A 13,836-nucleotide genomic window follows, 5' to 3' on the forward strand; every position below is an offset into this window, starting at 1 on the left:
CTTTATTAGTATGCTTCTTTCCAACTTCACTATACATTTCCAAACGTTTTCATACAAGTGAATGGATTTAAAAACCCGCTTGGAATGTCTTCAGATACAGACATTCCAAGCGGGTTATGATTATCGTGATCCTTTGATGTACGGATCCCCAATTGCTTTCGGTCCATTGGCTTTTCCGATGAATCCGGCCAGAGCAATAATCGTAAGCGCATAGGGTAAAATATACAAGAATACAGAAGGTACATTTTCCATAAACGGTATCCCAGAAGAACTGATTGCCAACGCTTGAGCAAAGCCGAAGAACAAGGCAGCACCCATGGCTCCAATTGGATGCCATTTACCAAAAATCATAGCGGCTAATGCCATGAAACCTTGACCGTTTATCGTTGCATGACCAAAGTCATTTGTGAACGTTTGTGCATAGACAGCCCCGCCAATACCCGCAAGACCACCAGATATAACTACAGCAAGATAACGAATTCGGTTAACTTTAATTCCCATTGTATCTGCGGCCATTGGGTGTTCCCCAACAGAACGAAGACGCAATCCGAATGGAGTCTTAAAAATGACAAACCATGCAAGTATAGCAACTGCAATCGCTAAAATTGAAGATCCATAAACTGTTTTGAAAAACATAGGTCCTAATACCGGTATATCCTCTAGATAAGGAATGTTAAACCGGGGAATCTTCTTTTGGATGAAATCCGTTTGTCCTTTTCCAAAAATCATTTTCACTGAGAAAAGTGCAATCGCGATACCTAGTAAATTGATCGCTACACCAGATACAACCTGATCTGCACGAAAAGTAATGGATGCGACTGCATGCATTAGCGAGAATATCGCCGAAACAAGCATTGCTGCTAATATTGATATCCATGGCGTCCATGCGCCAAATGTATCAGCAAAAAATAAGTTAAAAACAATTCCTACGAACGCACCCATTACCATAAGCCCTTCTAATCCGATGTTAATAACACCAGACCGCTCAGAGAACACACCACCGATAGCGGTGAAAATCAGAGGCGCAGCATACGCAATTGATAAAGGCACGATGATATACAAAACTCCAAGTATAGTACTCATCTTACTTCGCCTCCTTTTTCTTACCTAGACGTTGCAATCCAACACGAATTATATAACCGGATGCTACAAAGAAGATAATGAGCGCAATGACGATTGATACGATCTCAATTGGTATATTCGCAGCGTTCGGCATGTTGTTTGCACCGTATTTTAGAGATCCGAACAAAGTTGCTCCAAATACAACACCAAGCGGAGTATTGGCACCTAGAAGGGCAACCGCAATTCCGTCAAATCCGATACCTGTAAATCCACCACGAGAAGACATATTACCAAATGTCCCTAGTGCTTCCATTGCACCCCCAAGACCTGCGAATGCTCCTGAGATCACCATAGCCATAATGATGTTTTTCTTAACGTTCATCCCAGCGTACTGTGCCGCATTCTCGTTAAATCCAACAGATTTAAGTTCATATCCCAGTTTCATTCTCTCAAGGATGAACCACATGATGAATACCATGAATAATGCAATAAAGATACCATAATGCAGTGTTGAAAAGTCTGTAATTTCGGACAAGAAATCCGATCTTAATGATGCTGTATCATGAATTTTATCGGTTTTGAATCCGCCTTTCGCCACTACTTTTATGAGTGCGTTAACAAGATGTAAAGCGATATAGTTCATCATAATTGTAACGATTACTTCGTGAACTTTTAAAGTTGCTTTAAGCAAACCTGGTATTAGTCCCCATAATGCACCAGCAGCCGCGGCTGCGAGCAATGCGAGCGGTAAATGAATGATTTTCGGTAACTCTACTGCCATTCCTACATATGCAGCTGCAAACCATCCTACAATTAGCTGACCTTCAACACCAATGTTGAAAAGTCCTGTACGGAATGCAAAGGCAACCGCTAGACCAGCAAGAATATACGGACTGATTTGTCGAATTGTTTCACCAATTGCATAAGTATCTCCAAAAATACCATTCCATAGTGCAATATACCCTGCAACAGGATCGTATCCACTCACGAGCATGACTACTGCTCCGACGAGTAACCCGAGAATAATTGAAATTACGGGTACAAGAATATTGATTAATCGATTAGACATGATCGTCTTCACCTTCTTTCAATACAGCACCTTCACTGCCTTCAACAATTTCATTTTTATTATGCCCTGCCATGAACAGACCTAGTTCTTGCTCTGTAGTTTCAGCTGGAATCACTGTATCCACAATTGCACCATCATAAATGACAGCAATTTGATCGGATACATTCATTACTTCATCAAGTTCAAACGAAATAAGAAGAACAGCTTTTCCTTGATCGCGTTGTTCAATCAGTCTCTTGTGAATAAATTCGATTGCACCAACATCTAGCCCTCGAGTAGGTAGTGCAGCTATTAAAAGGTCAGGATTCCGATCCACTTCGCGTCCAATAATAAGCTTTTGCTGATTTCCACCTGAAAGAGCGCGTGCAAGCTCATGCTCACCTTGTGTACGAACATCGAAGTCTTCAATTAATTTGTTTGCATGTTTTGTCACTTCTTTGTAATTCATAAGACCATTAGAAGAGTATGGCTTTTGATAATAGGACTGCAGCGCTGCGTTGTATCCAACACTAAAGTCTAAGATCAGTCCGTGTTTATGACGGTCTTGCGGGATATGTCCTAAACCTGTTTCAGTAATTTGTCTTGGCTTTTTATTGGTGACGTCTTTATCACCTAAAATAATTTCCCCTGACTTCACTTTACGCAGACCTGTAATGGCTTCAATCAGTTCAGATTGTCCATTGCCGTCAATTCCAGCCAGACCGACAATTTCGCCTCTGCGAACAGACAAGTTCAACTTCTTCACTTTTTCGATTCCGCGATAATCTGTTACGACTAAATCTTGGATCTTCAAAATTTCCTCTGTAGGATGAGAAGGACCTTTTTCTGTTTTAAATGTTACTTGACGACCCACCATTAAAGTCGCAAGTTCTTCAGGATTAGATTCCGCTGTTGTAACCGTTCCGATTCCTTCACCTTTACGGATTACAGTTACACGGTCAGACACAGACATAATTTCTTGAAGTTTATGAGTGATAAGAATAATAGATTTTCCTTCTTCAATCAGTCTGTGCATTATTCTGATTAATTCATCTATTTCCTGTGGTGTTAACGATGCAGTCGGCTCATCAAAAATTAGAATTTCCGCACCACGATAAAGCGTTTTCAGAATTTCCACTCGTTGTTGCATTCCAACTGAGATATCCTCAATCTTTGCGTAGGGATCTACATTTAAGCCATATAGCTTTGAGATTTCTGCAACTTCTTTAGCAGAATCTTTAATGTTGATCATACCCATCTTTGTGGGTTCGCTTCCGAGAATAATATTTTCAGTAACTGTAAGATTCTCGACTAACATGAAGTGCTGGTGAACCATTCCAATGCCTAGATTATTTGCAACATTAGGGTCTGTGATATTCACACTTTTCCCGTTAACTTTAATTTCCCCGCCGTCAGGCTGATAAAGGCCAAATAATACGTTCATCAGTGTCGATTTCCCTGCACCATTCTCGCCGAGCAGCGCATGAATTTCGCCTTTTTTCAACTGAAGAGTAATGTTGTTATTGGCATAGAAAGTACCGAATTTCTTTTGTATATTCAGCATCTCGATGACGTAATCCACTGATCTCACTTCCTTGCTTATAATTTCGTATCTCTTGATTAGTTAAATTGACACAATAAAAGGTTCAATTATGAACCTTTTAGTCTATCAACTTAGGTTTTACACGCATATAAAAACAACGAAGGCCGGAATTAACCGGCCCTCATCTATCATTTACAAGATTGTCTTACTTTTCACCTGGTACTTCGATTTCACCATCTGAAATCTTTTTGTCATACTCATCGATTTTAGCAAGTACGTCTTCAGGAATTGCACCGCGAGAATCTGCAAGCGCTACACCTTCGTCATGTAAACCGTAAACTTTTGTTTCACCGCCAGGGAATTTACCTTCCATAGCCAACTTAGCGATATCATTTACAGCATTGTCAACACGCTTCAACATTGAAGTCAATGTAATGTTGTCATCGCCAACTTGTCCTTCATCATACTGGTCAGAGTCAACTCCGATTACCCATACATACGCATCTTTGTCAGCTGTTTTGCGTTCCTTCGCTTCACTGAATACTCCGTTACCAGTTCCGCCAGCTGCGTGGAAGATGATGTCTACGCCTTCAGAATACATACGGTTTGCAGTAGCTTTACCAAGCTCTGCCTTATCAAAAGCACCTGTGTATTGAACGTCTACTTTAAGATCTGGCTTTACTGCTTTAACACCTTCAAGGAATCCAACTTCAAAACGTTCGATAACTGGAATCTCCATACCGCCAACAAAACCGATTTTATCGGACTTAGTCATTAGAGCTGCGGCAACACCTGCAAGGTACGCTCCCTCTTGTTCTTTAAAGAGAATACTTGCAACGTTTGGCTGATCAACAACTCCATCGATAATTGCGAACTCTGTATCTTTTTGTTGAGTAGCAATTGAATCAATTGCATCTTCCATAAGGAATCCTACGCCGAATACTAAGTTGAAATCACGACGTGCAAGAGCGTTCAGGTTTGTTGTATAATCTGCATCACTCTGAGATTGCAAATAGTCAAAACCGCCATCGCCTTTTTTCAAGTCGTTTTCTTCACCAAACTCCTGGATTCCTTTCCAAGCTGATTGGTTGAATGATTTGTCGTCGATACCGCCGACATCAGTAACCATAGCGAGAGAGAAATCAGATGTATTGCCTCCGTCAGAAGATGAACCTTTGTCACTTCCGTTGCTTTCTTCTTTGTCTGAACCACAAGCTCCCAATACCGTACCTGCAGCAAGTACAAGGGATAGTGCAAGACCAAATCTGCGTTTACTCATTTTGTGACCTCCCTATTTATATGTTGGTATGATTATGGCGAGATTCGCCTTATACCCGTTTTCGGACTACATGGAAACTGAATTTGTCTGCGCGAAAGTAGTTCTTAGAAAGCAGAACCATTTCACCATTTTCCGTGTAGTGTTTTTGCAGTAATACAAGCAATGGTACATCTACCCCACACCGCAGTATGGAAGACGCTTCTTGATCATATCCTACTGGTTCAATATGCGCAATCGCCTGGGTAATATGTATCCTACCGTCTTTTTCAAGCGCATCAAAAATTGAGTTCTTCATAAGCCCAGTTGTGTCCGACTGAATATTTAGAGCATTCACTTGATCAATGCAGTAAACAACGGGTTCACCATCTGCCGTTCTAACTCTTTTTATTGTAACAATGGAATCCTGTTCGTTGCAACCAAACTTTTCAATACTATCTTCCGTAGCGATTGAATTTGATACTTCCAAAAAAATAGTGCCCGGCTCCATACCAGCCTTTCGTATCATGGAAGAGACGCTGGATAGCTCCTCAATACCTGAAGAAAATAATGGTCGCGCTTTCAAAAACGTTCCTACCCCATGTTTTCGGATGATCACTTTCTCTTCTTCCAAAACCCGGAGAGCTTCACGTAATGTTGCACGGCTTACACCAAGCGTTCTAGCCAGTTCAAACTCCGAAGGGAATTTTTCGTTTTCTTTAATTATCCCGGCTTCAATGTCTTGCTTAATATGCTCGATGACTTGGACATATAAATGTCGCTGGTCTGCCTTTATCATCAACCCATCTCCCTCCGGTCGAGGTCAGACCTCTGATGTGTAACAACGTTCGTTTCACACATACTATAACATTACCGGAGGAGAAAATAAACATACTTTTAGAAATAAATATTTTCATATAGGCTTGGATTGTCCTATTTCTGACAAATTTGTACGTTATAATTCTGTTGATTCTTTACCTACCAACACTTGTCGAGGCTTGCTGCCTTCAGGCGGGCCAACGACCCCACGCATTTCCATCTGATCTACAATGCGGGCTGCTCTTGAATAACCTACCCGAAAACGTCTTTGCAACAAAGATACTGAAGCTGTTTGCATTTCAACTACTAAATTGACAGCATCGTCATATAATTCGTCTGTTTCTTCAAGTTGTGAAACCTCTTCAACTTCAGTAGGAATCATCTCTTCTTGATACTGCGCTTTTTGTTGTTGAATAACGAAGTCCACAACAGACTCAACTTCTCGATCTGATACAAATGCCCCTTGGACTCGCGTAGGTTTGGAAGCACCCGCCGGCAGGAATAGCATATCTCCTCTGCCCAGTAATTTTTCTGCTCCTCCGCTATCCAAAATGGTGCGGGAGTCGACAGCTGATGAAACTGCGAATGCGATACGGGATGGAATATTAGCTTTAATAATTCCGGTAATGACATCCACACTCGGACGCTGAGTAGCGATAATCAAGTGAATTCCCGCCGCTCGTGCCATTTGAGCAAGTCTGGTAATAGCATCTTCCACTTCATTCGATGCGACCATCATCAAATCTGCAAGCTCATCGACAATGACAACGATGTAAGGCATTTTAGGATGCTTTTCATCGTTTTCTTCGTTCCACACATCGATATGTTCATTATATCCTTCAATATTCCGAGTGCCCGTATGTGAAAAGAGTTCGTATCGACGCTCCATCTCAGCAACAACTTTCTTCAATGCCTGTGCTGCTTTCCTAGGATCCGTAACAACAGGAGCAAGCAGATGAGGAATCCCGTTATACACGTTTAATTCAACCATTTTTGGATCAATCATCATCATTTTCACTTCATGCGGTTTTGCTCGCATGATAATACTAATAATAATTCCGTTTACGCAAACACTTTTACCACTGCCTGTAGCACCAGCAATTAAGACGTGTGGCATTTTGTTCAGCTCAGACAGCATCGCTTCTCCTGTAACATCTCTACCCAGTGCAATCAGAAGCTTAGAATCCGGTCGATTATTTTCTTTCGCTTCCAATACTTCACGCAAGCTCACAACAGCTACTGCAGTATTAGGTACTTCAATTCCTACTGCAGACTTGCCTGGAATAGGTGCTTCGATTCGTATACCGCTTGCTGCAAGTGCTAATGCTATATCATCTGCTAAACTGACAATGCGGCTTACTTTTACACCAGTATCAGGCAGCACTTCATACTTAGTGACAGCTGGCCCTAAATGCACCTGCGTTACACGTGCCTTCACACCGAAACTGTGGAATGTTCTTTCCAGCTTTTGTGCATTTGCCTGTATTGCATTGTATTCACCCGATTGGTCATTCTCAGGTGGTTGTTTTAATAAATTAAATGAAGGCAGCTGATAAGACTCATTCTCTTCCTCACCAGAAACACCTTGATACGTATTATTTTCTGTCTCAGTCGGGATAATTTCCTCTTCGGAAGGTTTCACTGACTTTTTAGTATCCTCATGTATTGCCGGCGCCGGTTCAGTCCGTTCATTAAATGCCGAAATAATAGGCTGCACGTAAGGTTCTTCTGGCATAATCCCCGTTGGAATTGTCTCGTTATCTGACTTAATAGCATCAGCTGATGTATTCTTATGTTTACTTGAACGAGTTGCCGGTGTAGTTTTAGGTTTTTTTGCCGGAATTGCTTTTGGTTTTGAACGGAAGTCTATATTCGATATTTTATTTTTAACGCTCGAAAATACAGAGGGAAACCACTCAGCTAGGTAAGGAGCTAAAGCTTTCCCCGTAACAAGAATAAGACCGGTCAGCAATAACAGGACACCTGCAACTGCGGCTCCTGCAGAATCGAATAACGAATAAAACATTGCAAAAAGAACAGCTCCGATAAATCCACCGCCTAGTGATCCACTTCTGGTACTAATGCCGCCATTTGAAATGAGAACTTTCCATGTTTCCTTTAAAGCGGAATCAGATAAAAGCACTCTGCTCGAATAGAGCTCCTTGAACAATAGAATATGACTGAACAAAAGCAAACTGCCTAGTATACACAGACACCCGCCTACAATACGATTTTTCCAGCCAAGTTCCCCACGTTTCACCATAAACAGTACCGCTTGGAGAATGAGCATAAGCGGAAAAGCACCATGCCAATTACCAAACAAAAGCCTGCTGAAGGAACCTAGACCCCGGCCTACTGGACCGAATTCAAACATGATAATAACAGCAAGTGCCAGCATAGTTAAGCCAATCACTTCAAAGAGTAAAGGATTTAAGGGGCTTTTCCCTTTCCCTTTTTTCTTGGATGCATTGCGTTTCTTTTTCTTTTTGGAGACTTTCTTAGACATGCTTTTCCTCCTTTCTGCCAAAAAAGGATTTCCTGCCTGAAGGCACGGAAATCCTTAAGAAGATGCATTCGATCAATACTCCATAATAATTGGGATAATCATTGGACGCCTCTTTGTTTGTTGATACAAATAGGAACTAAGCGTATCCCGGATCTCTTGTTTAATGTTTGTCCATTCAAACGTCTCTTTATTCACATACTTTTCTACAATCTTGCGGATTAGATTAGATGCTTCTTCTAGCAGCTCTTCAGATTCGCGTACGTATACAAAACCGCGTGAAACGATTTCAGGACCTGCAGCAATGCGTTTTTGCTTACGGCTTAAAGTAATGACGATAGTAAATATACCATCTTGAGAAAGAAGTTTCCGGTCTCTCAATACAATATTCCCAACATCACCTACACCAATACCGTCGATTAATACATTTCCTGCTGTAACCCGACCGCTCATGCGGATCTTGCCATTTTTATATTCGACGATATCGCCTTTGTCAGCAATGAAAATTTGGTTTTTTTGCATTCCTGTCTGTTGGGCAAGCTTAGAGTGAGCAATCAGCATTCTGTATTCCCCAGTGATTGGAATAAAGTTTTTAGGCTGCATTAAGTTCAACATCATTTTTAAATCTTCTTGACTGCCGTGACCAGAAACGTGGACATTCCGAGCAGACGTTAACACAGTGGCTCCTGCTTTTGCGAGCTCGTTCATCATTGAATACACCGATACTTCAGAACCTGGTGACGGTGTTACAGTAATCAAAACAGTATCTGTATCTTTGATGCGGATATCCCGATGATGTTTTCGAACGATTTTTTCCAGTGCTTCGAGTGGTTCACCCTGGTTACCCGTCATAATTATCACGACTTCGCTGTCATCATAATTACCGATATCTTTTACTGAAATGACAATGTCGTCACCTACATTTAAGTAGCCCAGTTTAACACCGACTTCGAAGTAGCTTTCCAAGCTCTTTCCTACAACAGCAACTTTCTTGCCTGTTTCAAGTGCTTTGTCCAGTACTTGTTGAATGCGAAGGAAGTTCGAGGCATAAACCGCTACTAAAATTCGTCCTTCAGCTCCATAAAACGTTTTAGACAACTGTGTTTCAATTACAGTTTCAGAAGTTGTATATCCAGGCCGTTCAGCTTCTGTTGAATCTGACATTAATATAAATACGCCTTCTTCTCCAAGCGCCGCCATTTTTCCTAGGTCAGGCTTATACGGTCCTTTAGCAGCTTGGTCAAACTTGAACTCTCCTGTATGGACAATTGCGCCTTCGCTTGTGTGGAACACAATACCAAGTGCATCTGGAATACTATGAGTTGTGTTAAAGAATGTTACATATGTCCTTTTGAAATTCATCCGGCTTTTAGTAGATACTTCAAAGAACTTAACATTCGACGGCGCAGGCATTACTTTTAAATGTTCTTTAGCGAGTGCAAGTGTCAGTTTAGAACCGTAAACTGGTGCTTGTACTTTTTGAAGTAAGTAAGCAATTGCTCCAATTGCGTCTTCATGACCGTGTGTTAAAAAGATTCCTTTTACACGATCTTTATTTTCTTCAAGGTATGTCATATCTGGAATTACAAAATCGATTCCTAGCATTTCTTCTTCAGGGAACATCAGGCCAGCATCGACAACAAATAATTCGTCGTCAATCTCCACCACATACATTGATTTCCCTAACTCTCCTACTCCGCCAAGCGGAATAACTTTAATTACTTCATTTTTGACTTTTGTCACATTGTTTCCTCCTATATAAAATTCCCGCGCTAAACGACTAGTTCTCATTATACTTGACATAGCAGTTCTGCACAAACAAAAAAAGCCGGCACTGTCACCGGCTACTCCATATTTGAACGGGTTACTTGCCTGAATCTATCTAAAACAGAATCTAAAAACGAATCTTTTTTCAGTATTCCGACGAGTGGGAGTCTAACATCCCCAACTGGAACACCTACTTTTTTTAAATAATATTTAATTGGAACTGGGTTAGGCTTTGAAAACACAGCTTGGAATAACGGTAATAATGCTTGATGCATAGAAGCTGACTTCGCATTTTTTCCATCGTTAAAATCTTGGATCATCCGTTGTATCTCCAGCCCCACAATATGCGATGCTACGGATATAATTCCATCTCCTCCGATGGCGAGCAATGGAAGAACTAATGCATCATCGCCACTGTATACCTTAAATGTTTCATCCGTCCCATTAATAATCTCAGCCATTTGTACTAAATCACCGCTTGCTTCTTTTACTGCTTGAATATTGGGTATTTTAGAAAGTTTAATGACAGTATCTGAAGTCATATTTACTCCGGACCTTCCAGGTATGTTGTACAACAGCACAGGGAGTACCGTACTAGCTGCAATTGCTGTAAAGTGTTCATAGATTCCTTCTTGGTCTGGCTTATTATAATACGGTACCACAGACATAATGCCATCAGCACCGAGTCGTTCAGCTATTTTGGTTGCTTCGATTGAACTTCGTGTATCATTTGTTCCCGTCCCTGCAATTACAGGGATACGTTTGTTTACAACTGATATCACATGAGCAAGCATCTGCTCTTTTTCTTGTTCTGACAGCGTTGGAGATTCGGCAGTCGTTCCATTAACGATAAGTGAATCCGTCCCGTTTTCCAACAAGTGATGAATGAGTTGCGTAACTGCCTCATAGTCAATTTCACCTTCATGGTTAAAAGGAGTGACCATCGCTGTTCCAATCGAACCTAGCCTCATTCGCCTCATCCTTTACATATCTCTAGTTGTCAATGTTCCTCATGATTCTTAATAAGTTCCTCTGCAATCTGCACAGAGTTTAACGCAGCGCCCTTCAATAAATTATCCGCAACAATCCACAAGTGGAATCCTCTTGGATGATCAGGATCTTTCCGTATGCGGCCAACGAATACTTCATCCCTATTTTCTGCAAATAACGGCATCGGATACGTTTGAGTTGCTGGATCATCCTGTATAACAATGCCAGGTGAAGAACTAATCGCACGACTGAATTGCTCTGCAGAAATACCATCTTTGTCGATTTCAACGTAAACGGACTCTGAATGTCCAGTAACTACAGGCAGCCTGACGCATGTAGCAGAAACAGCTATCGACTTATCGTTAAAGATCTTTTTGGTTTCGTTCATCATTTTCCATTCTTCTTTCGTATACCCCATATCATCAAAGACGTCTATTTGCGGAATGGCATTAAAAGCAATTGGATAATGGCGTTCAGCAGAAGCACTTGGCAATTGAGAAGCCTGATTCGTAGAACGGCTATCAAATTGCCCGCTTTGTGACTTCAATTCTAAGATAGCATCCGCTCCTGCACCGGAAACTGCCTGATAGGTAGAAACAATAATTTTTTTGATGCCGAATACTTCTTTAATTGGTTTCAAGGCAACGACCATTTGAATCGTTGAGCAATTTGGATTGGCGATTAACCCCTTATGGCCATTCAATGCCTCAGGATTCACTTCAGGCACCACAAGTGGAACCTCTGCATCCATTCTAAAAGCACTCGTATTATCTATAACAACTGCACCTCGACGAACTGCTTCAGGAGCAAGTTCTTCTGAAATAGATCCTCCTGCACTGAAAAATGCATAGTCAACCCCTGTGAATGACTCAGGCTTCGCTTCTTCTATTGTGAATAACCTTCCACCTGCTTGAATGACTGTACCCGCTGAACGAGAAGAAGCTAGTAGCTTCACTGAACGGAATGGAAATTTCCGCTCAATGAGTTTATCCAGAATTTTAGCGCCGACAGCGCCAGTGGCACCAACGATTGCAATATTGTAAGTCTGCATGATGATTCTCCTTCTTTAACCGGATATTTCTTAAGTTAAAAGAAAATATCGATATATCGTATTTCAGGAATTATACCATAGCCATGAATAGTTGGATAACTTAAATTTCAGTTGAGTGGAAAATGAGCAGGGGCTGTAATTGTTTCTTTTCAATAGCTGCAGACGCCGCTTCGACTATTAACGAGAAATCAGAGATGAGGGAATTCGGTTTTTTAAATGGATCGTCTTGACCGAATGGTATGAAGAATACATTTTTCATATTGAGTAACTTCACTAAATTTGCTGCGTTTAACCCTAACGCATCATTCGTGGAAATCCCAAGTAATACCGGGGAATTGTTTCGTAACGTTGCTTTTGCTGCCATGAGAACAGGCGAGTCTGTCGCGGCGTTCGCAAAACGACTCATCGAATTCCCTGTCAGTGGTGCAATAATCATACAATCGACTGGTGTAGAAGGACCAAATGGCTCGGCGCCGGCAATGGAGGAAATCACTTTTTCTCCAGTAGCCTGCTCAATCTTTTCAATCCATTCTTCCCCTGTTCCGAATCGTGTAGCTGCTGTTAGCACAGAATGAGTAATTATCGGTACAACAGTAGCTCCAGCATCTTGAAGCTTAGCAATCATCGGGAGTAATTCTTCGTACGTACAATGGGACGCTGTAATCCCTAGACCTATTCGTTTATTCTGAAGCATTTTTACTCCTTTCCTTTGCACATCCTTAGAAGTGTTTCCGCCAGATAACTTGCCGCTTGTTGCGGGAAGTGTTTACCAGGCAGACCAAGGTGTAACGTATAATATGCAGAGGTCACTCCGTCACGTAGGCAACCGGGCTTTGATGCAAGATCGAAAATCCTGAGAGTATTGTCGGATGCTATACTTAGCCATTGCGCAGGGATTGTATTGATCAAATAGGGTGGTTCAAATACGGCATCATCTGATAACTCTTTTACGTTAAAACCTAATGCAGATGCCTCGCCTAGCTGTGCTTCAGATCGTGCAAAAATAGTTATATTTGCCCCGCCAGCCACTAAAACATGTGCAAGCATTCTCCCGACGCGACCGAAGCCCGCAATCTGAAAGTCGGTATTTGAAATCGGCTTATTGGTTCCCAAGTAGAATTCTTTAATAAATCCTTCCGCAGTTAAATGTGCATTTTTCCAAACAAATCGTTCATCTTTCAGGTAATTCTGCACATGATGTCCTTGTGGTTCCAATTCAACCAACTGCGCTTCTTTAATGATCCCTGTAAAAATCATGATAGGGGATTCAAATAATTCAGCAGAGAGAAACCCTTTTAATCCTTGTATCGGCAGCACCACATGGGTGGGACGCAATTCCTTAATTTTGATGGAAAGCGCATCCGTCACCCTATCACTTGGATAGACAGAAACATCTAAACCTTTCTCCTTTAAAAATTGAGCGCACTCTTCCATTCTTCGATCTTCACCAATCAATAACCAGCGAGATTCATTCATCGAATTCTGCTCCATCTAAGAAATGAGTACGACCGAACAATATTCTATGTTCGCCAATTAGAACGATTTCACTCCAGGGGATATATTGCTTAGATGTCTCCTTTTTTTGCAGAAACGGGATTTTTGCAGCTCGATCACGTATTTCAAATCCTATAATTTTACCGCTAGATCGATCGAATAATAAGTCAGTATCTGCAAGAAACCCATAGCGTATTCCTTCCTCAACTTGGATCAGCTCTTTTTGAGCCAGTTCAGACAACAGCACATGCATTCCTCCTAGACCATTTGATACTAGTCTATGATGAAACATGCAAAAAGCTGA

At 41.4% G+C, this 13,836-nt stretch carries 12 protein-coding genes; all 12 read right to left on the reverse strand.

Annotated features, from left to right (window positions below):
• Positions 1–120 precede the first annotated feature (120 nt).
• On the reverse strand, positions 121–1,083 hold the full coding sequence (locus tag QT716_RS03840) for an ABC transporter permease (protein ID WP_317934583.1): 963 nt from the start codon (positions 1,081–1,083) through the stop codon (positions 121–123).
• Between the two features lies 1 nt (position 1,084).
• Complete coding sequence (locus QT716_RS03845) at positions 1,085–2,131, reverse strand: ABC transporter permease (protein WP_317934584.1); 1,047 nt, start codon at positions 2,129–2,131, stop codon at positions 1,085–1,087.
• Entirely contained in the window at positions 2,124–3,692 is a 1,569-nt protein-coding gene (locus tag QT716_RS03850; protein WP_317934586.1) for an ABC transporter ATP-binding protein, read from the reverse strand. The genes QT716_RS03845 and QT716_RS03850 overlap by 8 nt, the downstream gene beginning before the upstream one ends.
• Positions 3,693–3,858: 166 nt before the next feature.
• Positions 3,859–4,932 (reverse strand): BMP family lipoprotein, encoded by a 1,074-nt coding sequence (locus QT716_RS03855; protein ID WP_317934587.1) that lies wholly within the window; start codon positions 4,930–4,932, stop codon positions 3,859–3,861.
• Between the two features lie 49 nt (positions 4,933–4,981).
• On the reverse strand, positions 4,982–5,710 hold the full coding sequence (locus QT716_RS03860) for a GntR family transcriptional regulator (RefSeq protein ID WP_317934588.1): 729 nt from the start codon (positions 5,708–5,710) through the stop codon (positions 4,982–4,984).
• A 153-nt stretch (positions 5,711–5,863) separates the two neighbouring features.
• Entirely contained in the window at positions 5,864–8,233 is a 2,370-nt protein-coding gene (locus QT716_RS03865; protein WP_317934590.1) for a DNA translocase FtsK, read from the reverse strand.
• Positions 8,234–8,305: 72 nt separating this feature from the next.
• Entirely contained in the window at positions 8,306–9,973 is a 1,668-nt protein-coding gene (locus QT716_RS03870; RefSeq protein WP_317934591.1) for a ribonuclease J, read from the reverse strand.
• A gap of 101 nt (positions 9,974–10,074) precedes the next feature.
• The gene (gene dapA / locus QT716_RS03875) at positions 10,075–10,968 is read right to left on the reverse strand and encodes a 4-hydroxy-tetrahydrodipicolinate synthase (RefSeq protein ID WP_317934592.1); all 894 of its coding nucleotides are present in this window, start codon (positions 10,966–10,968) and stop codon (positions 10,075–10,077) included.
• A 29-nt stretch (positions 10,969–10,997) separates the two neighbouring features.
• The gene (locus QT716_RS03880; RefSeq protein WP_317934593.1) at positions 10,998–12,038 is read right to left on the reverse strand and encodes an aspartate-semialdehyde dehydrogenase; all 1,041 of its coding nucleotides are present in this window, start codon (positions 12,036–12,038) and stop codon (positions 10,998–11,000) included.
• Between the two features lie 100 nt (positions 12,039–12,138).
• Positions 12,139–12,732: a dipicolinate synthase subunit B gene (locus QT716_RS03885; protein ID WP_317934594.1), complete on the reverse strand. Its 594-nt coding sequence runs from the start codon at positions 12,730–12,732 to the stop codon at positions 12,139–12,141.
• A gap of 2 nt (positions 12,733–12,734) precedes the next feature.
• Positions 12,735–13,514, reverse strand: a complete 780-nt coding sequence (locus QT716_RS03890; protein ID WP_317934595.1) for a hypothetical protein — start codon at positions 13,512–13,514, stop codon at positions 12,735–12,737.
• Positions 13,507–13,779 (reverse strand): YlmC/YmxH family sporulation protein, encoded by a 273-nt coding sequence (locus QT716_RS03895; RefSeq protein WP_317934596.1) that lies wholly within the window; start codon positions 13,777–13,779, stop codon positions 13,507–13,509. Before QT716_RS03895 ends, QT716_RS03890 begins: the two co-directional genes overlap by 8 nt.
• Positions 13,780–13,836: the final 57 nt, after the last annotated feature.

Origin of the sequence: Sporosarcina aquimarina, from assembly GCF_033253705.1 — a bacterium.
Classification (GTDB): Bacteria; Bacillota; Bacilli; order Bacillales_A; family Planococcaceae; genus Sporosarcina; species Sporosarcina aquimarina.

Bases quoted from the DNA above. Each gene is read 5' to 3' on its own strand.
- QT716_RS03880 (WP_317934593.1), bottom strand. From the start codon at position 12,038: ATGCAGACTTACAATATTGCAATCGTTGGTGCCACTGGCGCTGTCGGC.
- QT716_RS03865 (WP_317934590.1), bottom strand. From the start codon at position 8,233: ATGTCTAAGAAAGTCTCCAAAAAGAAAAAGAAACGCAATGCATCCAAG.
- QT716_RS03890 (WP_317934595.1), bottom strand. From the start codon at position 13,514: ATGAATGAATCTCGCTGGTTATTGATTGGTGAAGATCGAAGAATGGAA.
- QT716_RS03845 (WP_317934584.1), bottom strand. From the start codon at position 2,131: ATGTCTAATCGATTAATCAATATTCTTGTACCCGTAATTTCAATTATT.
- QT716_RS03840 (WP_317934583.1), bottom strand. From the start codon at position 1,083: ATGAGTACTATACTTGGAGTTTTGTATATCATCGTGCCTTTATCAATT.
- QT716_RS03855 (WP_317934587.1), bottom strand. From the start codon at position 4,932: ATGAGTAAACGCAGATTTGGTCTTGCACTATCCCTTGTACTTGCTGCA.
- QT716_RS03885 (WP_317934594.1), bottom strand. From the start codon at position 12,732: ATGCTTCAGAATAAACGAATAGGTCTAGGGATTACAGCGTCCCATTGT.
- dapA (WP_317934592.1), bottom strand. From the start codon at position 10,968: ATGAGGCTAGGTTCGATTGGAACAGCGATGGTCACTCCTTTTAACCAT.